At 72.0% G+C, this 20327-nt stretch carries 16 protein-coding genes; 3 read left to right on the top strand and 13 right to left on the bottom strand.

Features of this window, described 5'->3' with window-relative positions:
- Positions 1 to 131 precede the first annotated feature (131 nt).
- The 3 genes from AN218_RS10900 to AN218_RS10890 form a co-directional block, all read right to left on the bottom strand.
- Positions 132 to 1328, bottom strand: coding sequence for a Gfo/Idh/MocA family protein (locus tag AN218_RS10900; protein ID WP_070016587.1), 1197 nt, complete (start codon positions 1326 to 1328; stop codon positions 132 to 134).
- A 233-nt stretch (positions 1329 to 1561) separates the two neighbouring features.
- Positions 1562 to 2899 (bottom strand): class I SAM-dependent methyltransferase, encoded by a 1338-nt coding sequence (locus AN218_RS10895; RefSeq protein WP_070016586.1) that lies wholly within the window; start codon positions 2897 to 2899, stop codon positions 1562 to 1564.
- A 265-nt stretch (positions 2900 to 3164) separates the two neighbouring features.
- Complete coding sequence (locus tag AN218_RS10890; RefSeq protein WP_070016585.1) at positions 3165 to 4613, bottom strand: NAD(P)/FAD-dependent oxidoreductase; 1449 nt, start codon at positions 4611 to 4613, stop codon at positions 3165 to 3167.
- 502 nt (positions 4614 to 5115) lie between these two features.
- Here AN218_RS10890 and AN218_RS10885 point away from each other — a divergent pair.
- On the top strand, positions 5116 to 5388 hold the full coding sequence (locus tag AN218_RS10885; RefSeq protein ID WP_070016584.1) for a type II toxin-antitoxin system Phd/YefM family antitoxin: 273 nt from the start codon (positions 5116 to 5118) through the stop codon (positions 5386 to 5388).
- Entirely contained in the window at positions 5385 to 5654 is a 270-nt protein-coding gene (locus tag AN218_RS10880) for a type II toxin-antitoxin system RelE family toxin (RefSeq protein ID WP_070016583.1), read from the top strand. Before AN218_RS10885 ends, AN218_RS10880 begins: the two co-directional genes overlap by 4 nt.
- Positions 5655 to 5666: 12 nt before the next feature.
- Here the strand turns inward: AN218_RS10880 and AN218_RS10875 are convergent, their stop codons facing one another.
- The 9 genes from AN218_RS10875 to AN218_RS10835 all read right to left on the bottom strand — a co-directional run bounded on the left by AN218_RS10875 (position 5667) and on the right by AN218_RS10835 (position 14983).
- Positions 5667 to 6605, bottom strand: a complete 939-nt coding sequence (locus AN218_RS10875) for a Ppx/GppA phosphatase family protein (protein WP_070016582.1) — start codon at positions 6603 to 6605, stop codon at positions 5667 to 5669.
- 94 nt (positions 6606 to 6699) lie between these two features.
- Positions 6700 to 7296: a DUF501 domain-containing protein gene (locus AN218_RS10870; protein WP_070016581.1), complete on the bottom strand. Its 597-nt coding sequence runs from the start codon at positions 7294 to 7296 to the stop codon at positions 6700 to 6702.
- Positions 7297 to 7382: 86 nt separating this feature from the next.
- A complete protein-coding gene (locus AN218_RS10865) occupies positions 7383 to 7877 on the bottom strand; it encodes an FtsB family cell division protein (RefSeq protein ID WP_070016580.1) in 495 nt (164 codons plus the stop codon).
- A gap of 278 nt (positions 7878 to 8155) precedes the next feature.
- The gene (eno, locus tag AN218_RS10860; RefSeq protein WP_070016579.1) at positions 8156 to 9436 is read right to left on the bottom strand and encodes a phosphopyruvate hydratase; all 1281 of its coding nucleotides are present in this window, start codon (positions 9434 to 9436) and stop codon (positions 8156 to 8158) included.
- A gap of 240 nt (positions 9437 to 9676) precedes the next feature.
- Entirely contained in the window at positions 9677 to 10693 is a 1017-nt protein-coding gene (locus tag AN218_RS38725; protein WP_171908647.1) for a LysM peptidoglycan-binding domain-containing protein, read from the bottom strand.
- Between the two features lie 254 nt (positions 10694 to 10947).
- Positions 10948 to 12315: a cytochrome P450 family protein gene (locus tag AN218_RS10850; protein WP_079132033.1), complete on the bottom strand. Its 1368-nt coding sequence runs from the start codon at positions 12313 to 12315 to the stop codon at positions 10948 to 10950.
- A gap of 208 nt (positions 12316 to 12523) precedes the next feature.
- The gene (locus tag AN218_RS10845; RefSeq protein WP_070016578.1) at positions 12524 to 12904 is read right to left on the bottom strand and encodes a DUF6479 family protein; all 381 of its coding nucleotides are present in this window, start codon (positions 12902 to 12904) and stop codon (positions 12524 to 12526) included.
- Positions 12905 to 13055: 151 nt separating this feature from the next.
- Positions 13056 to 14222: a nucleoside triphosphate pyrophosphohydrolase gene (locus AN218_RS10840; RefSeq protein ID WP_420855960.1), complete on the bottom strand. Its 1167-nt coding sequence runs from the start codon at positions 14220 to 14222 to the stop codon at positions 13056 to 13058.
- 65 nt (positions 14223 to 14287) lie between these two features.
- Positions 14288 to 14983, bottom strand: coding sequence for a SurA N-terminal domain-containing protein (locus AN218_RS10835; RefSeq protein ID WP_070016577.1), 696 nt, complete (start codon positions 14981 to 14983; stop codon positions 14288 to 14290).
- A 431-nt stretch (positions 14984 to 15414) separates the two neighbouring features.
- On the opposite strand from AN218_RS10835, the gene AN218_RS10830 reads away from it, so the two are divergent.
- A complete protein-coding gene (locus tag AN218_RS10830; RefSeq protein WP_070016576.1) occupies positions 15415 to 16584 on the top strand; it encodes an acyltransferase family protein in 1170 nt (389 codons plus the stop codon).
- A 225-nt stretch (positions 16585 to 16809) separates the two neighbouring features.
- Here AN218_RS10830 and mfd read toward each other — a convergent pair.
- Positions 16810 to 20327: transcription-repair coupling factor (gene mfd / locus AN218_RS10825; RefSeq protein WP_244900395.1), on the bottom strand; the 3518-nt coding region annotated here is incomplete at its 5' end.

Raw genomic sequence — 20327 nt, 5'->3', positions numbered from 1 at the left:
GGCCCGGCATCCCACGGGGTGCCGGGCCGCCGCTCTTCTTCAGGAGAAGGCAACGGGACGAACGCGGGGGCGCCGCACGCCCGTTGGGGCCCGTGCGGTGCCAACGGCCCGTATCCACCGGTCCGTTGCCCTCAGCCCGGCGGGTCCCCGAGGTCGGGCACCGGCAGCCGCTCGCCGTCCCGCAGCGCCGACTCGTGCGCGACGACGCCCGGCAGCGTGTAGCGCGCCGCGACCCATGCGTTGACGGGCGGCAGGCCGCCCTCGTTCACGGCGGTGACGAAGTCGTCCGCGAGGAAGTGGTGGCTGCCCTCGTGCCCGTTGGGCGCGTGCGCGAACTCCCGTGGCAGCCGGGCCCGTTCGTGCACCGGCGCCGTACCGGAGACGAAGGCGTCGCGCAGCGCCGGCGAGATCCCGGCGAGCGACGGATCGTCCGCGGAGAGCGTCGGCACGGCACGGAGGTGCTCCGAGACGTCCCGCACACCGCGCTTGTCCTGCCAGAGGCTCACGGTGGCCACCTGTTCGAAGCTCCCCTCCGTACCGAAGAAGCGGAAGCGGGATTCGCGGAGGTGCGACGGATAGCCGACCCTGCGGAACTCGTTCGTACGGAACGATCCGCCGCCCGCCGTCGCGAACAGGGCCGTCGCGTTGGAGAAGTCGTTGCCGAACCGGCTGATCTCCCGGTCGAAGACGCCGTCGCCACGCTCGTCGCGGACGCCGATCGCGCTGACGCTCGTCGCGTACGTCCGCCAGGCGCCCAGCACTCCGCCGATGCTGTGCGTCGGGTAGAGCAGCGGCGGGAAGCTCGCCGTCTCCTTCCACCGCTCGCCGCCGCTGTAGCGGTAGGCGTCGTAGAAGCCGAGGTCCATGTCGTGCACGTAGTCGCCCTCGGCGTGGAAGAGGCGGCCGAAGGCACCGTCGGCGGCCTTCTGACGGGCGTAGACGGTGGCCGGGTTGTAGTGGCTGGTCTCGCCCATCATGTACGTGAGGCCGGTCTCCGCGACGGCCTCCACGAGCGCCTCGGTCTCCTCCCGTGTGACGGCCATGGGCACCGCCGAGTAGACGTGCTTGCCGGCGCGCAGCGCCCGCAGCGCCAGCGGTCCGTGCGTCCAGCGCTGGGTGAAGAGGGCGACGGCGTCGAGGTCGCCGGCGAGCATGTCCTCGAAGGAGGGCACGGTGCCCGCGAGGCCCTCGGCGGCGACGAGCCGTTCGGCGCGCTCGGGCAGCAGATCCGTGACGTACACCGGACCGACGCCCGGGTGCAGGCGGAAGAGTCTGGCGAACGATCCGGCGAACTGGCCGGCGCCGACGATGCCGAGGGAGAAGGACACGGGCGGAAGCCTTTCGTCTGCGGGCGCGGGACACGGCGGCGGGACGCGGCCACGAGACACAGCCGCGAGACACAGCCGCGGGACACAGCCGCGGGACACGGGCGCGCGTACGCGTGGACGGCCGGTGCCGTCGTACGTCATCTGCCCGCTCCCGTGCTCCGCGAGCCGTCCACGACAAGACGCACCACGAGGCGCGCCCCGCGGGACGAAGGGCTTCCGCTGGGCACCCGATCTCAGACCGCGCGCCACTCCCTCGTACGCAGCGGCAGCCCGGACGCCCCGTCGCCCGGAGTCCGTACGGCGAGGATCTGGTTGACGCCGATCCTGTTGTGCTCGAAGGCCAGGGCGGAGGCGGCCATGTAAAGCTGCCACACCCGCGCCCGCCCGTACGAGGCCAGCCGCGCGGCCCGGTCGAAGCCGGCCTCCAGATTGGCGACCCATGCGCGCAGCGTCAGGGCGTAGTGCTCGCGCAGCGACTCCAGGTCGCGCACCTCGAATCCGGCCTCCTCCAGCACGGACACCGTCTGCCCCACCGGGGCGAGTTCGCCGTCGGGGAAGACGTAGGCGTCGATGAACTCGTCGACGCTGTAGGCCGATTCGTCCGTCAGCGGACGCCGCCCGATCTGGTGGTTGAGCAGCCGCCCGCCGGGGCGCAGCAGCCCGTACAGATCGTCCGCGTACTGCCGGTAGCGCTCCCGGCCGACGTGTTCGGCCATGCCGATGGAGGAGATCGCGTCGAACGGACCGTCGTGCACCTCGCGGTAGTCCTGTACGCGGATCTCGACGCGGTCCGTCAGGCCCTCCTCCGCCACCCGCTTCCGCGCGTACGTGGCCTGCTCGTGCGAGAGCGTGATGCCCACGGCGTGTACCCCGTGCTCACGCGCCGCATGCAGCACCAGCGAGCCCCAGCCGCATCCGACGTCCAGCAGCCGCTGGCCCTCGCGCAGCGCCAACTTGCGGCAGACGAGGGCGAGTTTGTCGCGCTGGGCGTTGTCGACCGTGGCGCTGCCGGAGGCCGGCGGCTCCCAGTAGGCGCACGAGTAGACCATGCTCGGGCCGAGGACGAGCCGGTAGAAGTCGTTGCCCACGTCGTAGTGGTGGCTGATCGCCTTGCGGTCGCGCAGCACGCTGTGCCGGATGCCGAAGCTCCTGCGCCGCTCCTCGGGGGGCGGCGACGGCGGCGGCAACGCGCCGCCCAGCGCGGCCAGTTGTCGCACCGCATCGCGTACGTCCGGATCGCGCAGCCGGGAGAGCGCGGCCAGGGCGCCTCGCTGCGGTGCGCCCTCACTCGACTCTTCGCGCTCCCACAGCAGCCCCGCGAGCCGGTCGAGCAACGGGTAGAGGTCCTCGCCGGGGGCGGTGTCCAGCTCGCCGGCCACCCAGGCGCGGGCCAGGCCCAGTTCGCCGGGGCGCCACAGGAGCCGGCGCAGCGCGCGCCGGTGGCGTACGCGGAGCACGGGGGCGCCGGGCGGGCCGGCCTCGCTGCCGTCCCAGGCGCGGATGCGGACGGGAAGCGGAGCGCCGAGAACCCGCTCGGCGAGCGTGTGGAGTCGTGAAGCGACGTCGGTCATTGCACACACCTCCAGGACGGAAGGGGTGGAATCCGCTATATGCAACACGATCGCCCCGCGAACTATGCCGCCCCACGCACCGTTTCGTCCGTCTGTCACCTCACGCCGCACCGCGGCGCGCGAACGTCCCGTATCCCGTACGGCATCGACGGCAGGCACGGCGAAGGGGGCGCCCGCCCCACGGATGGCGGACGCCCCCTTCGCGGAGGTCCCTGTTCGTCTCCCCCCGCCGGGACGTACGGCCCGTGCCCGTGGGGAGCGCCGGTCAGGAGGCCCTGGCCTCCTGCCTGCTGTCCTCGCTGTCCCGGTCCTCCGGCCGGCCCGTGGCACGGCTCTCCTTGACCCGGGTCTTGCGCTCGGCCGCGGCCTCCTCCGACGCCGCGGCGGTCACCGGCGAGGCCGCCTCGTAGAACTCCTCGCGCGGGTGCTCCATGGCCCCGAGCGAGACGACCTCCCGCTTGAGGAACATGGCGAGCGTCCAGTCCGCGAAGACGCGGATCTTCCGGTTCCAGGTGGGCACCGCGAGGCCGTGGTACGTGCGGTGCATGTACCAGGCCAGACGGCCCTTGAGCTTGATGCGGGTCCTGCCGAGGACGATCATCGCGACGCCCTTGTGCAGCCCCAGACCCGCGACGGCCCCCTTGTTGGCGTGCTTGTACGCGCGCTGCGGGAAGCCGCGCAGACCCGAGATGACGTTGTCGCCGAGCGCCCTGGCCTGGCGCAGCGCGTGCTGCGCGTTCGGCGGGCAGTACGCGCCCTCCTTGCCGGCGGCCAGGTCCGGCACCTGTGCGTTGTCCCCGGCGGCCCAGACGTGGTCGGTGCCGCGCACCTGCATGGTGGCGTCCACGTCCACATGTCCCTTGGGCCCGAGCGGCAGACCGAAGCGGGCCAGCGCCGGGTTGGGCTTCACGCCGGCCGTCCACACGATGGTGCTGGAGTCGACCTCGAGGCCGTTCCTGAGTACGACGTGTCCGTCGACGCAGGAGTCCATCGAGGTGTCGAGGTAGCACTCCACGCCGCGGCTGCGCAGATGTTCAAGGCCCCACTCGCCGAGCTTGGGCCCGACCTCGGGCAGGATGCCGGGCGCCGCGTCGACGAGGATGAACCGCATGTCCTCGCGCCGCACGTTCGGGTAGTACTTCGCCGCGTCGCGGGCCATGTCCTCGACCTCGCCGATGGTCTCGGCACCCGCGAAGCCGCCGCCGACGAAGACGAAGGTCAGCGCGCGGCGCCGTACGTCCTCGTCGTTGGTCGAGTCGGCCTTGTCGAGCTGTTCCAGCACGTGGTTGCGCAGGCCGATGGCCTCCTCGACGCCCTTCATGCCGATGCCGTTCTCGGCGAGGCCGGGGATCGGGAAGGTGCGGGAGACGGCTCCCATGGCGATGACCAGGTAGTCGAAGGGCAGGTCGTAGGCCTCGCCGACGAGCGGCGCGATCGTGGCGACCTTGATCTCCTGGTCGATCGTGGTCACACGGCCGGTGAGGACCTCGGCCTTGGGGAGCACACGCCGCAGCGGGACCACGACGTGCCGCGGGGAGATGCTTCCGGCCGCTGCTTCGGGAAGGAAGGGCTGGTACGTCATGTACGAACGCGGGTCGACGACGGTGACGGTCGCCTCGCCGTAGCGCATCTTCTTCAGGATGCGCCGCGCCGTGTACAAGCCGACGTAGCCGCCGCCCACTACGAGGATTCGGGGACGCTCCGTGGTGCTCATGCCATCGAGTATCCACCCGGACCAGGGGCGGACCTCGTGAGGGGCTTCACAAGCATGGGTGCACCCCCTGATACACTGCGCGGCCACGTGCTGGAGCCCCCTCGGCTCGCACCTCCCCGGCAGCGGCCGATGTTTCCCGAAGACCCCTCGGAACCCGCCGTGAGCTGCGCCGATTCCCCGTCCCGCGAGCAGGTCGCGGAGAGCGCATCGTGACCGTCATATGGCTGGAATCCGGCGTTCACACAAGCACGGGGCCGCCGGAGCGCCACAGGGGCGCGATATCGATGTGATGTGCGTCCGACGAGGCGCTTTTCCACGTGAATTTATTCACGAGACTTCTTCGGGAGGGCCCGTACGGGGTGTCCGCGCACCCTTTCATCGGAGAGCGCGGTCGCTCAACTGAGGCCCTACGCAAGGCTCCACGCGGTGCCGTCGAAGCATGGCCGACGAACGCGACTCCTGCGTCTGGCAGTGTGTACACGCAATTGCGTACACTGAATCCATGACCGAGAACACCGCGACCGTCAGAGACGCACGCGCACACCTCGCGGAACACATCAACCAGGCCGAGGAAGGCACCCCGACCGTCATCACACGCAACGGTGCCCCGGTTGCCGCAGTCGTACCGATCGCCGACTTCGAAGCATTGGAAGAAGCGGCCGACGTGATGCTTGCCCGTGAAGCGGAAGCAGTTCTGGCCGACGGCGAGCCCACGATTTCGATGGCCGAGCTGCTGGCGGACCTGTTCAGCGAGCGCGGTGAAGGCACCGCGTGAAGTACGCGTTCCGATTCACCACAGCAGCACAGCGGCAGATCCGGGCCATCGACCGACCCGAAGCCATGCGCATCCTGACCGCACTGACCGCCCTTGGCGACGATCCGTACCGCGAGGACGCCGACATCAAGAAGCTCACCGGCCCCTCGGGGCTCTACCGGCTCCGAGTCGGCAACTACAGGGTCGCGTACCAGATCAACGACGGGGAACTCGTCGTCCTCGTCGTCAAGGTGGGCGACCGGCGGGACGTCTACCGCAACCTGTAGCGCCCTCTCCTCCTATCCCGCATCGAGTGCCGTGTGGATCGCGATGCCGTCGAGGATGTCGTGCTCGCTGACGACGACCTCGCGGGCCCCCGTACGTTCCATGATCGTCAGGAGTATGACGGCGCCCGCCGTGATCACGTCCACCCGTCCCGGATGCATGACGGGGATCGCCGCGCGCTCGTCGTGCGTCGAGGCCGCCAGCCGCTCGACGACCTCCGCGGTCCGCTCGTAGGTGATCCGGGAGTGGTGGATCGCGGAGGGGTCGTAGGAGTCCAGGCCGAGCGCGATGCCCGCGACCGTGGTGACGGTGCCCGCGAGCCCGACGAGCGTACGGGCCTCGGCCAGCGGCACCGTGCGCTCCACCTCGTCCAGGGCCGCCGTGACGTCCGCCCGCATCGCCTCGTACTGGCCGGGGGTGACGGGACCGGAGAGGCCGTGCCGCTCGGTGAGGCGTACGCAGCCGATGTCCACGGAGCGGGAGGCCCGCACGGAGGCGTCGCCCACGACGAACTCGGTGGAGCCGCCGCCGATGTCCACGACCAGATACGGCTGTTCCAGATCCCCGCGGCCCGCCAGCTCGTTGGTGGCTCCGGTGAAGGAGAGCTGTGCCTCCTCCTCGCCGGTGATCACCTCGGGCTCGGTGCCGAGGATGTCCAGGACGCCGCGTACGAACTCCTCACGGTTCTCCGCGTCCCGCGAGGCGGAGGTGGCGACGAACCGCACGTGCCGCGCGTCGAGTTCGGCCACGGAGCGCGCGTAGTCGCGGCAGGCGGCGAAGGTGCGCTCCAGGGCCTCCGGCGCGAGCCGGCCCGTACGGTCGACGCCCTGGCCGAGGCGGACGATCTCCATCCGCCGTGCCAGGTCCTTCAGTTCGCCGGTGGCCGGGTCGGCGTCGGCGACCAGCAGCCGGATCGAGTTGGTACCGCAGTCCACGGCGGCGACGCGGGTCATGCGCTCTCCTCACGCTCCTCACGACGGATCCGCCCCAGCCTATGCGCGCGCGTGCGGCGGCAGGCCGGGGTCGGCGGGGGCTGTGCCCAGGGGGTCAGGCGCGCTCGTCCGCGGCGGACGCCTCGGAGGCTCCGGCGGCGGTAGCGCCCTCGCCGCCCTCGCCGCCGTCCCGGCCGCAGTCGGGCTGTACGCAGGGGCCCTTGGCCCACCACTCGGGGAGCATCGCCAGAGCCTCGTCGCCGAGCGGGTTGACGCCCGGGCCCGCGACGAGCGAGTGCGCGACGAGGACGTGCAGACACTTCACACGGTCCGGCATGCCGCCCGCGCTGGGGAAGCCCTGCAGCACCTCGATGGCGTCGCGGCGGGCGAGATAGTCCTCGTGGGCGGCGCGGTAGGCCGCGGCCAACTCCGCGTCCCCGGCGAGGCGTTCGGTCATCTCGCGCATCACCCCGTCGGCCTCCAGGGTGCCGATGGCCGAGGCCGCGCGCGGGCAGGTCAGATAGTAGGTCGTGGGGAAGGGAGAGCCGTCCTCCAGCCGCGGGGCCGTCTCCACGACGTCCGGCAGACCGCAGGGGCAGCGGTGCGCGATCGCGCGCAGACCGCGCGGCGGGCGGCCCAACTGCGCCTGGAACGCCGCGACATCGGCGTCCGTCGGCGTGGTGGGCGGGGTCTGCGGCGGGGGCTTTTCCATCGGTACGGGGGCTCTTTCGGGGTGAGTGAGTAGAGGGCGTGGTGGGGGCTTACGGCGGGGCGTGGCGTGAGCGGCGGGCGCGGAGGTCAGCGGCCGTACGCCGAACTGCCGCCGCCCTCGGCCCTGTCCGCCTTGTCGACGCCGTCCCACAGGTTCTCGTACCAGGCACGGTCCGAGGCGCGGCCGGAGGGCCTGCGGGCCTCGCCCGTACCGTCCGGCAGCGTGAAGCCCGTCTCGCCGGGGCGCACGAAGTGCAGGTGCAGACGGGCCTGTTGCTCGACGTACGCCGGGTCCCGCCAGCGGGCGCGCTCCTCGCGCAGTTGCCGGACCTGCTTGCGGGCGTGCTCGGCCTGGCGCTGCTGTTCGGCGATCTCCGTACGCTGTGAGACGTACTGGCGCATGGGGTAGGCCAGGGCGACCACGAGCGAGCAGACGACGAGCGCCAACACCGCGGCCCTGCCCGTGAGTCGGCTGCGGCGCGGGGCGCGCACGGTGCCGCCGCGGGCGCGGTAGACGCGCTCGGCGGCCCGGGCGCCGAACGCCCTGAGCCTGGTCGCGGTGGAGAAGCGATCCGCCGGCACGTTCCTCCCCTTGTCCCCTTCTCAGCTTGTCGGCCACTCGGCTTCTCGGCCACTCAGCTTCTCGGCTACGCGGCCGCTCGGGCCTCGCGGCCTCCGGACGTCCGCGCTTCCGGGCCGCCTGGCTGTGCGTGGTGGTGCCGCGGGGCCGAACGGCCCCCGCCACCGTACGGGAACGGCGGCGGGGACGGGCGCAGCGACGGCCGGGACGACGCGGAAGCGGCGCGGGCCGCCGAGGCGCGGAAGGCCCGGCTGCCGTTCCCGTACGGTGGCGCGGAGCGTCAGCCCTTGTAGCGGGGGAAGGCGCTGCGGCCGGCGTACACCGCCGCGTCGTCGAGGATCTCCTCGATGCGCAGCAGTTGGTTGTACTTGGCGACGCGCTCGGAGCGCGCGGGGGCGCCGGTCTTGATCTGGCCGCAGTTGGTGGCCACCGCGAGGTCGGCGATCGTGACGTCCTCCGTCTCGCCGGAGCGGTGGGACATCATGCACTTGAAGCCGCTGCGCTGGGCCAGCTCCACGGCGTCCAGCGTCTCGGTGAGCGAACCGATCTGGTTGACCTTCACCAGCAGGGCGTTGGCGGCGCCGTCCTCGATGCCGCGGGAGAGCCGCTCGGGGTTGGTGACGAACAGGTCGTCGCCCACGAGCTGGACCTTGGTGCCGAGCTTCTCGGTGATGGTCTGCCAGCCCGCCCAGTCGTCCTCGTACAGCGGGTCCTCGATGGAGACGAGCGGGTAGGCGTCGACGAGCTCCGCGTAGTAGTCCGTCATCTCGGCGGCGGTGCGCTCCTTGCCCTCGAAGGCGTAGACGCCGTCCTTGTAGAACTCGGAGGCGGCGACGTCGAGCGCCAGCGCGATGTCCTGGCCGATGGTGTAGCCGGCCTTCTGCACGGCCTCGACGATGAGGTCGAGGGCCTCGCGGTTGGAGCCGAGGTTCGGGGCGAAGCCGCCCTCGTCGCCGAGGCCGGTGGCCAGGCCCCGCTCCTTCAGTACGCCCTTGAGCGCGTGATAGGTCTCGGCGCCCCAGCGCAGCGCCTCGGAGAAGGACTCCGCGCCGATCGGGGCGATCATGAACTCCTGGATGTCCACGTTGGAGTCCGCGTGGGAGCCGCCGTTGAGGATGTTCATCATCGGAACGGGCAGCATGTGCGCGTTCGGGCCGCCGAGGTAGCGGAAGAGCGGCAGGTCGGACGCCTCGGATGCGGCGTGCGCGACGGCGAGCGAGACGCCGAGGATGGCGTTGGCGCCGAGCGAGGACTTGTCGGCGGTGGCGTCGAGGTCGAACATCGCCTGGTCGATGAGGCGCTGCTCGGTCGCGTCGTACCCCACCAGCTCCGGGCCGATCTGCTCGATGACGGCGAGCACGGCCTTCTCCACACCCTTGCCGCCGTAGCGGCCCGTGTCGCCGTCGCGCAGCTCCAGTGCCTCGAAGGCGCCGGTCGAGGCGCCCGACGGAACGGCAGCACGGCCGGTGCTGCCGTCGTCGAGGCCGACCTCGACCTCGACCGTGGGATTGCCTCGCGAGTCGAGGATCTCGCGGGCTACGACGACGTCGATGGACGGCACGAGGATCTCCTTCGTGAAGGGTCTGGCTTACTGCCCAGAGCCTAACGGGCGCGGGGTGGTGCCCCTGTCGGCCCGTCGTGTCGGCGTCGGTACGCAAGGCGGCGGGGGCGCGGAGGAGTCCAGCTCAGGGGGCGGTGCGCCCGGTCCCGAATTTGTTTGGGAGGGGAAGAAAAGAACGGACGGCCGCCTCGGGCCGGGACCGAGACCGGGGCCCGGGCCGGGCGGCGCCGGGCCGACGGGTCAGAGGCGGAGTTCCTGGCCGGGGAGGATCAGGTCGGGGTCGGAGCCGACGACGTCGCGGTTGTGCTCGTAGAGCCGCTCCCAGCCGCCGCGCACGTTCTCCTCGTCGGCGATCGCGGAGAGCGAGTCGCCGTGCGAGACGCGGTACCGGGCGTCGTCGCCGCCCTTGCCGTTCCCGGCGTCGTCGCCGTCGTCGCCGTCGTCGTGGGCATCGTCGCGGCCGTCCGCTCCGCCGCGGGAGGGGTGCTCGTCCGAACCGTCGGCGGAGTCACCGCCGTTGCCGTGTCCGGCGGGGCCGCCCGGGTCGTACGTACCGTCGTCGTGACCGCTCTCCTCGCCGCTCCCGGAGCCGTCGCCGGAGCCGTCGGGGACGGACGGTGCCGTCGTGTCGGGCGACTCGGGCGCGTCCGGGGAGTCGGAGGTGTCGTCACCGGATCCGGACTCGGACGGGTCGGGGGACCGGGACGGGTCGGGCGACTCGGAGGGGTCGGCCGAGGCGTCGCCGTCCGTGGCGCCGTCGTCGTCCGACGCGTCCCCGGACTCCGACGGCTCGGTGGGATACGGGCGTTCGGCGACGGGACCGTCCGCGACGTCGTCGGAGCCGTCCGGGTCGACGTCGGGATCGCCCGGCGAGTCCTGCGACAGGCCCGCCGACTCGGCGCACTCGCCGAAGGATTCGGCGCCCTCCGCGTCGAGGAGCCGCTCCGCCACGGTGATCTGCTGATCGCGGCTGGCGAGGTCGGGACGTCCGGCGTACTCGGTGCCGCCGTGCTCCTCCCATGTCTCCTGGTCCAACTGGAGCCCGCCGTATGCGCCGTTGTTCTCGTCGGCGCTCCACAGGCCGCCGCTCTCGCACTCGGCCACGGCGTCCCAGGTGGTGTTGTCCGCCGCGCTCGCCGACGTCGCACCGAGGAGGGGGAGGGCGAGGCCGGCTCCCGTCACCCCTGCCGCCACCACGAAGTTGGGGGCCTGGCGGGGGCGGCGGTGGCGCCCGTTCCCGGAGAGCAACGGCGGCATGGAGTGCTGACCTCTCGTCGTGACGCGGGGCGGTGACGGTGTGACGGCGCCGGTTACGGCGGCGGTGGCTGTGCGGTGACGCGCAAGTGGTGCCGGGGCGGTGCGGGCGTGGTGCGCCGTACGTGCCGCGCCCCGCGGTGAGTTGCGTGTGGGATCCGCGGTGCACGGTGCCGCCCGCAACCTAGCTTCCGGATGTTCGTCATCACAAGGTGGTGTCGCGTACATCACGCGAACGTCACACCCGTGTCCTTCCGTCACTCCTGCCGCACGGCACCGCTCGCAGCGGAGCGCTCCGGCGTGAACTCGACGGGCAGCGTGCGCAGTCCGCGCATGATGAGGCCGCCGCGCCACCGCAGTTCGCCGGACGGTACGGCGAGACGCACATCCGGAAGCCGCCGCAGCAGGGCGCTCAGTGCGAGGCGTCCCTCCAGCCGTGCCAGCGGCGCCCCGAGGCAGTAGTGGATGCCGTGGCCGTACCCCAAGTGCCGGTTGTCGCGCCGCCGTAGGTCCAGTACGTCCGGATCGGCGAACGTCGCCGGATCGCGGTCCGCCGCCGCGAGCACCACCAGCACCGGTTCGCCCCGGCCGATCCGTACGCCGCCGATCTCCAGCGGCTCGGTCGCGAAGCGCCAGGTCGCGATCTCCACCGGGCCGTCGTAGCGCAGGAGTTCCTCGACCGCCGTGGCCAGCAGCGCGTCGTCGCCGCGGGTCACGGCGTCGTGCAGCAGTGCGCGCTGGTCGGGGTGGCGCAGCAGCGCGTACGTGCCGTTGCCGATGAGGTTGACCGTCGTCTCGAAGCCGGCGAAGAGGAGGATGAAGGCCATCGCCGCGGCCTCGTTCTCGGTGAGGTGCTCGCCGTGGTCGCTGGCGCGGATCAGTCCGGAGATCAGGTCGTCGCCGGGCGACTCCCTTTTGCGGTGGATGAGTTCGGCCAGGTAGTTGCGCATCTTCTTCACCGCGCGGCCCACACCGCCGCGCGGCGGGCCCGGCTCCCCCGGTCTGCTGTGGCGGAGCATCATGCCGGCCCAGTCGCGGAAGTCGTCCTGGTCCTCGGAGGGCACGCCGAGCATGTCGCAGATCGCGTAGATGGGCAGCGGGAACGCGAACTCGTGGATGAGGTCCGCCGCGCCGCGCGCCGCGAAGCCGTCGACGAGCCGGTCGGTCAACTCCCGTACGCGCGGCTCGAATTCGGCGACGCGGGCAGGCGTGAACGCCTTCGAGACCAGCCGTCGCAGCCGGGTGTGGTCCGGCGGGTCGATGTTGAGCAGGTGCGTCATCAGGTTCGCGCTGCGCTCGCCCGGGATGCCGACCTTGCCCTTGCCGTGCGCGGAACGCTCGTGGTGGTGCACGGGGTTCTTGCTCAGCCGCTGGTCGGCGAGTGCCTGGCGGGCGTCGGCGTACCGGGTGACGAGCCATGCCTCGACGCCGCTGGGCAGCTCGGTCCGGTGGACGGGGGCGTGCTCGCGCAGCCAGGCGTAGGCGGGGTACGGGTCGGCGGCGAACTCCCAGTCGAAGAGCGGGGGCGGGGCGGGGGCGCCGCCCCGCCCGTGGCCGCTGCCGGGATCGTCGTGGGCGGGGCCCTCGCCGGGCGCGGCGCCGTCGTCGTCGCTCTCGTCTCGCACCCGACGACGCTAACGGGACCGGTACGCGGACGGCCCACCGGCCTCCCGCGCACCCGGACACGGCCCCGGCTCGACGCGGCTCGCCCCGGCCCGACCGGCTCACCTGGCCCAAGTGGGCGGGAGGCGGCCGGGGTTCGGGCCGGGACGAGTCGCCGGGCGGCGTCGGACGGAATCGGACGGCATCGGACGGCATCGAGTGGCAGGGCCGTCAGGTGTGCCCGGGGCCTCCGCTGCCGAATCCGCCGCTGCTGTTCTCGTCCCACTTGCGCGGGGGATGCTCGTGTTCGCCGGGGTGGCTGTCGGAGTCGAAGTCGTGGAATTCGTACGGCATGCGCCGCTCACCGTCGTGCGGCACCTCGTCGGGGACCCGTTCCCTGGTCTCGTACTCCTGGGGCGACCCGGGACCCTTCGCGCCCTCGCTGGAGGGCCGTTGATCACCGCGGGTACGGATACGCATTCCGTACCAGACGGCCGCGATCAGGCCGACGACCAGCACGACGCCCGCGACGAGCGGTCCGATGCCGATCAGCAGGTCGCGCTCGGCGGTGAGCACCGACAGGGACTGGAATGCGGCGGCTAGTGCGTACATGCCCGGCGGGTACCCGCCGCGTCGGCAGTATTCCGGATTCCGGCGGGGCGGGACCGGGCGGTGGAGCGGGACGTATCGCAGGAGCGTCGTGCGCCGTACGGAGTCGGTGATGTGCCGTGGGTAACGGTGCTGCTCAGCGCGAGCGGTGCGTTCAGGGCGACGCGGTGTGCCCGTCCTCGTCCCCGTCCCGCTCCCCCACGCCCTCGGCGGCGCGGATCGCGTCGCGGTACGCACGGGCTGCGGCGCGCAGGGCCGTCTCCGGGTCGACGCCGGCCGCCTCGGCGCGTACGGCCAGCGCGAGCAGCTCCTCGCCGACGCCGACGCCGGCGCTGCCGGCACCGGCACTCTCCCCCTCTGCCGGCACCTCCGGCACCCCTGATTTTCCCGGCGCCTCCGGCACCCCTTGTGTCTTCGGCGCCTCCGGCACCCCTGATGTCTCCGGCGCCTCCGGCGCTCCTGGTCTTCCCGGCGCCTCCGGCACCCCTAGCCCCGCCACCCGCACCCGCTGAGCCAGCTTCGCCGCCAGCGCCAGCGCGGGCTGGCCGAGGGGGATGCCCTCCGTCACCGACTCCCGGCGCTTCTCCGCGGCCTTCGTACGCAGCCAGTGCTCCCGTACGTCGTCCGCCGTCGCCGCCTCCTCCTCCCCGAACACATGGGGATGCCGGTGGATCAGCTTCTCGACGATGCCGCCGGCCACATCGTCGACGGAGAAGGGCTCCTCCGGGTCCTCCTGCGCGATGCGCGCATGGAAGACGACCTGCAACAGCACGTCGCCCAACTCCTCGCACAGCGCGGCACGGTCGCCCTCCTCGATGGCCTCGACGAGTTCGTACATCTCCTCGATGCCGTACTTGGCGAGCCCCTCGTGCGTTCGGGCGCCGCTCCACGGGCAGTGCGTGCGGACGCTGTCCATGACCTGCACCAGGTCGAGGAAGCGTGCGCCCGGCAGGTCGTACGAGCCGGGCAGCAGCTCCAGCTCCGGCATCTCGGTGCGCCCCGAACCGGCCAGCGCCGCAAGGGAGTCGGTGAGCTGCGGCTCGCCCTCGGCGGTGGCGATGACGACGGTCGTACGGCCCTGAGCGCAGTCGTCGACGAGTGCGCGAGCCGTGGGCAGACCGCCGGCCTCGACGGTGACGCCCGCCTCGCGTACGTACGGGAGCTGCGGATGCTCCGGGTCCGCGCAGACGACCCGGTCGGCCGTGCGCAGCGCCTCCCAGGCGGGCCACGACAGCAGCCCGGGGGCCACGCGGTGGCTGGCGGTGAGGAGGACGACACGGCCCGTGCGGGGAGAAGCGTTCACGCGTCGAACGTAACGCAGCGCCCGTAAGGCACCGCCCCGCACCCCGTCCCGGTTCGCCTCAGCTCGCCTCGGTTCGCCTCAGCTCACATCTGCGGCTGCTGCGCCTGCTGCTGTTCGCGGTCCTGCTGCTTGCCGGTGAGGTCCTTCAGCCAGGGCTCGGACGTGTTGCCGAGGGTGGTCGACTTCGAGTCCCACTTGCCGTAGCGCGGGTTGACGCTGATGTGCAGGGACTCGGAGGTCTTGGAGAGCTTCTTGCGCAGCTTCAGGTTGCCCTTCGGGGTGCGCGGGTCGATCTTCTCCGCCTTGGCGATCTTGTCCACGGAGACCTGGACGCGCATCCAGTCGTCGATCTGCGAGGGCGCGACGGCCTGTTGCTGGAGCAGCGCGTCCTTCAGCCGCTTCTCGCCGCCCGCCTGCTTGCGCAACTGGGCGCGGTACTTGCCCACTTCGCTGCGGGTGACGGACACACCGGAGTCCTTCGCCGCCTGCCGCACGATGCGTTCGCGGATCAGGCTGTCCAGGGCGGCGCGGGTGAGCTGCCCGCTGCCCTTGATCATCTCCGCGCCGTGGGGCGCCGCGCGCTGGGCGTCCCGTACCGCCGCCACCTTGCTCTGGAGCTGCCCCATGGTGATGCGTTCACCGCCCGCGACGGCAGCGGCGCCGGGGTGCGCGTCGTCGCCGCACGCGGTGAGCAGCGGCGCTGCGACGAGCAGCGCGGCCGCACCGCCCACGGTGAGGACGGACCTGCGACGACGGCTTGCTGTGGTGCTGCTGTGCATCGACTCTCCCGTACGGCGGCTAGGGGCGTGCGGCGGTTGTGCACGACCTCGGCGTTGATCGATGTTAAGGAACCGATGTGGTTGAGACCACCGCTTCCGCTCTCATCCCCGCAACGATTCGGGGTGAACCGGGAGGCGGCGGGCGGCCGTCGGCCCTCCGTTCCACGTCGCACGGTAGCCGGGGCGGGCCACGGCACGGAGCGGCGGTGTTCATCTCGGGCTCATCACGCGGCCACCTCCCCCGAAGGCGGCGCCCGTAGCGTCTTCGGCCGGTCTGCTGCGGAACAGCGGAACACGGGCGAGAACTCGGGAGGGGTGGCGTCGTCATTCGGGGAGACGCGGGGCGTGCGCGGAGGAGTCAACAGGCCGCTTCAGGCGGCCGTGTCGCGGACCGGGTGCCCTGGCACCGAAGGCTCCGGGACGCGCGGAGGGTGCGGACCGTACGGACGTCACGGACGGCGGGAGCGGCACGGACGTCACGGACCGTACGGAAGGCCCGCGAACCCCACTGGGACAACGTCCGGTTCCTCTCCGGCACCCTCGTCCTCGTCGGGCACGTCATCGAACCCCTCGGCCACATCGACGGACTGCGCTGGCTCTACATCACGAGCTGGGCGATGCGGGTGCCCGTGTTCGTCGTCCTCGCCGGATACTTCAGCAGCGCCGGGCCCCTCGGACGGCGCGAACTGCGGCAGCTCACCGAGGCGGTGCTCGCGCCGTATCTGCTGATCGGTCTGCTGCACACCCTCCAACTCCGGCTGCTGGAGGGCCACTGGAAGTTCTTCACCTCCAAACCCGCCTGGGGCCTGTGGTTTCTGCTGTCGCTGTTCGTGTGGCGGCTGCTGCTGCCGTATCTGGCCGTGCTGCGCCGTCCGTTGACGACCGCGCTGGCCGCCGCCCTCGCCGTCGGCTATCTCGACGACTTCACGCACACCTTCTCCGCCTCCCGCACGGTCGCCTTCCTCCCGTTCTTCCTGCTCGGCTGGAAGCTGCGGCAGGGGCTCGCGGACGAGTTGCTGCGTACGTCCTGGTCCCGTAACGCGGCCGTCGCCGTGCTCGGAACGGCGGCGGTGGCGGGCTGGTTCCTGCGGTACGACATCGACACGAGCTGGCTGGGCATGCAGACCCCGTATCAGGACACGGTGTCCTTCGCGCCGGCGTGGGCGTGGGGGCTGCGCGGTGCGGTGCTGGTGTGCGGGACGCTGATCGCGCTGAGCTTCATCCGGCTGGTGCCGAAGCGGCGGCTGCCGCTGGTGACCTATCTGGGGGCCGGGGGCCTGTTCATCTATCTGCTCCATCCCCTCGTGCTGCGCGTCGTGTTCCACTTCGCCGGGCTGCGGTGGGTGGGCCCGTGGCCGGAGCAGCTCGCCGTGCTCGTCTTCGCCTGCGTGCTGGCCGTCGTACTGGCCTCGGCTCCGGTACGGTGGCTGGCGAGACCGCTGGTGCAGCCGCGGCTGCCGTGGCTGTACGCGCCCGAGCCGGAGCCGCCCGGAGGCGGCCAACTCGCCCCGCGCGCCCCGCAGTCCACGCATGACACGGAGCCGGACGCCGTACGGCCCGCCGACGCGGAACCGACCGGCTCCGCGCCGCCGCGCCGCTAGGGCGTGTCCGCAAAGTCCCGTCTGTGGCGCGGGGTCTGGCACGCACGCTCGCTGCGTTGTCGATCGTCGGCGCAGCACGCTGCGCTCTCCTCCTCCGCCTTGCGATCGCACGCACCAGACCCCGCGCCCCCGCCCTGCCCAGCAGGGCGACGACGCTACTTTCCGGACACGCCCTAGACCGGCTCGGCCCCGACCGCGACACGTACCGTCACGACCCCGGCACCCTCACGACCCCGGCACCGTCGTCAGGAACTCCCCGACCCACGCGAGCAGTTCGCGCCCCACGACCGGCTTGCCGCCGATACCGCCCGCCTTCGGGCGCGGCACCAGCACCTGCCGGGTGGCCCGCTTGACGACCGAGCGCGGATAGACGCGGTTCAGTCGCAGCTCCTGCGACTCGCGCAGCTCGACGGGGCCGAAGCGCACGTTGTTGCCCTGGAGGGTGATGTCGGTGACGCCGCACGAGCGGGCGAGCATCCGCAGCCCGGCGACCAGCAGCAGGTTCTCCACCGGCTCCGGCAACGGCCCGTAGCGGTCGGCCAGTTCCTCCCGTACGGCGGCGATGTCCTCCTCGGAGTTGGCGGAGGCGATCGCCCGGTACGCCTGGAGGCGCAGCCGCTCGCCCGGCGCGTAGTCGTGCGGGACGTGCGCGTCGACGGGGAGTTCGATCTTGACCTCGAGGGGGGCCTCCTCGACCTCGCCGCCGTTCTCCAGCGCGTTGCGGTAGTCGGCCACGGCCTCGCCGACCATCCGTACGTACAAGTCGAAGCCCACGCCCGCGATATGGCCGGACTGCTCGCCGCCGAGCAGATTGCCCGCGCCGCGGATCTCCAGGTCCTTCATCGCGACGTACATGCCCGCGCCCATCTCGGTGTGCTGGGCGATGGTGGCGAGCCGTTCGTGCGCGGTCTCCGTCAGCGGCTTCTCCGGCGGGTAGAGGAAGTAGGCGTAGCCGCGCTCGCGGCCGCGGCCCACGCGTCCGCGCAACTGGTGGAGCTGGGAGAGGCCGAAGTTGTCGCCGCGTTCGACGATGAGGGTGTTGGCGTTGGAGATGTCGATGCCGTTCTCGACGATCGTCGTGGCCACCAGCACGTCGGACTTCTTCTCCCAGAAGTCCACCACGACCTGTTCCAGGGCCTGTTCGGACATCTGCCCGTGTGCCGTGGCGATACGGGCCTCCGGCACGATCTGGCGCAGCCGTGCCGCGGCACGCTCGATGGACTCGACCCGGTTGTGGATGTAGAAGACCTGGCCCTCGCGCAGGAGTTCACGCCGCAGGGCGGCGCCGATCTGCTTCTCCTCGTACGGGCCGACGAAGGTGAGCACCGGGTGGCGCTCCTCGGGCGGCGTGGTGATCGTCGACATCTCGCGGATGCCGGTGACGGCCATCTCCAGGGTCCGCGGGATGGGTGTGGCGGACATGCTCAGCACGTCCACGTTGGCCCGCAGCTTCTTGAGCTGCTCCTTGTGCTCGACGCCGAAGCGCTGCTCCTCGTCGACGATCAGCAGGCCCAGGTCCTTGAACTTGGTGTCGGAGGAGAACAGCCGGTGGGTGCCGATGACGACGTCGACGGTGCCCTCGCGCAGCCCGTCGACGACGGCCCGTGCCTCGCTCTCGGTCTGGAAGCGGGAGAGCGCCCGTACGTTGACGGGGAACTGCCCGTAGCGCTCGGTGAAGGTGGAGAAGTGCTGCTGGACGAGGAGCGTCGTGGGCACGAGGACGGCGACCTGCTTGCCGTCCTGCACCGCCTTGAACGCGGCCCGCACGGCGATCTCCGTCTTGCCGTAGCCGACGTCGCCGCAGATGAGCCGGTCCATGGGGACGGACTTCTCCATGTCCTCCTTGACCTCGCCGATGGTGGTGAGCTGGTCCGGCGTCTCGGCGTAGGGGAAGGCGTCCTCCAGTTCGCGCTGCCAGGGCGAGTCGGATCCGAAGGCGTGGCCGGGGGCGGCCATGCGCGCCGAGTACAGCTTGATGAGGTCGGCGGCGATCTCCTTGACGGCCTTCTTCGCGCGGGCCTTGGTCTTGGTCCAGTCGGCGCCGCCGAGGCGGTGCAGCGAGGGCGCTTCGCCGCCGACGTACTTGGTGACCTGTTCGAGCTGGTCGGTGGGGACGAACAGCCGGTCGCCGGGCTGGCCGCGCTTGGCGGGCGCGTACTCCACCAGCAGATATTCGCGGGTGGCGCCCTGCACGGTGCGCTGCACCATCTCGACGTAGCGGCCGACGCCGTGCTGTTCGTGGACGATGAAGTCGCCGGGGACGAGCGTCAGCGGGTCGATCTGCTTGCGGCGCCGCGCCGGCATCCGCGCGGCCTCCCGTCCGGCCGCGCGCTGCCCGGAGAGGTCGGTCTCGGTGAGCACGGCGAGCTTCAGCGCCGGGTCGACGAAGCCGTTGTCGAGGCAGCCGCGGGCGACGTGCACCACGGACGGCGTGATCTCGCCGAGGTCGGGCTCCTGGCGGGCGGCGATGCCCTCGCCGCCGAGGACTTCGACGGTACGGACGGCCGGGCCGTGCGCCTCGGTGACGTACACGCAGCGCCAGCCCTCCGACAGCCACTGCCGGGTGTCGGCGAGGGCGCGGGCGGTGTCGCCGCGGTAGCTCTCGGGGGCGCGCATGCCCAGGCGGAGGACGTCGGCGCCCTCGTTCAGCGCGTCCCGCAGCGCCTCGTCCGCCTCGTCCGAGGACGCGTCGTCCGGGTTGGCGCCGGGGCTGAAGGGGCTCACCGACCACCACATCATGCCCAGTTCGCGGGCCCGCTCCCGCAGATCGGCGATGCCCCACAGCGAGGCCGCGCCCAGATCGACGGGTGCCTCGCCGCTGTCGGACATGGCGGTGGCGCTCCAGGACGCCTGGAGGAACTCCTGCGAGGTGGCGACCAGATCGGCGGCCCGCGTACGGACCCGTTCCGGGTCGCACACCAGCGCCATGGTGCCCTTGGGCATGACGTCGAGCAGCAGCTCCATGTCGTCGACGAGGACGGGCGCGAGGGACTCCATGCCCTCGACGGCGATGCCCTCGGCGATCTTGCCGAGCAGTTCGGCCAGCCCGGGGTGCTCCTCGGCCAGGGCCGCGGCCCGCCGCCGTACGTCGTCCGTCAGCAGCAGCTCCCGGCACGGCGGCGCCCACAGCCCGTGCTCGGCGGTCTCCAGGGAGCGCTGGTCGGCGACGCGGAAGTAGCGGATCTCCTCGACCTCGTCGCCCCAGAACTCCACGCGCAGCGGATGCTCCTCGGTGGGCGGGAAGACGTCGAGGATCCCGCCGCGTACGGCGAACTCGCCGCGCTTCTCCACCAGTTCGACCCGGGAGTAGGCGGCGGCCGCGAGCGCGTCGACGACCACGTCCATGTCGGTGCTCTGCCCCTGCCGCAGCGCGACGGGCTCCAGGTCGCCCAGGCCCTTCACCTGCGGCTGGAGCACGGACCGTACGGGCGCGACGACGACGCTGACCGGGCCGGTGCCCGCGTCGCCGTCCTCCTCGGGGTGCGCGAGGCGGCGCAGCACGGCGAGGCGGCGGCCCACGGTGTCGGAGCGGGGCGAGAGCCGCTCGTGCGGCAGCGTCTCCCACGACGGGTACTCCACGACGCCCTCGGGCGGCAGCAGCGAGCGCAGCGACTCCGTGAGGTCCTCGGCCTCGCGGCCGGTGGCGGTCACGGCCAGCACCGGACGCCCGGAGGAGCGGGCCAGCGCCGCGACCGCGAAGGGCCGGGCGGCGGCCGGGCCGACGAGGTCGACGTGGTGCCGGT

This window comes from Streptomyces nanshensis, assembly GCF_001751255.1.
GTDB lineage: Bacteria > Actinomycetota > Actinomycetes > Streptomycetales > Streptomycetaceae > Streptomyces > Streptomyces nanshensis_A.
The sequence above is the reverse complement of the archived record's forward strand: the minus strand, read 5'-3'. Positions and strand labels throughout refer to the sequence as shown.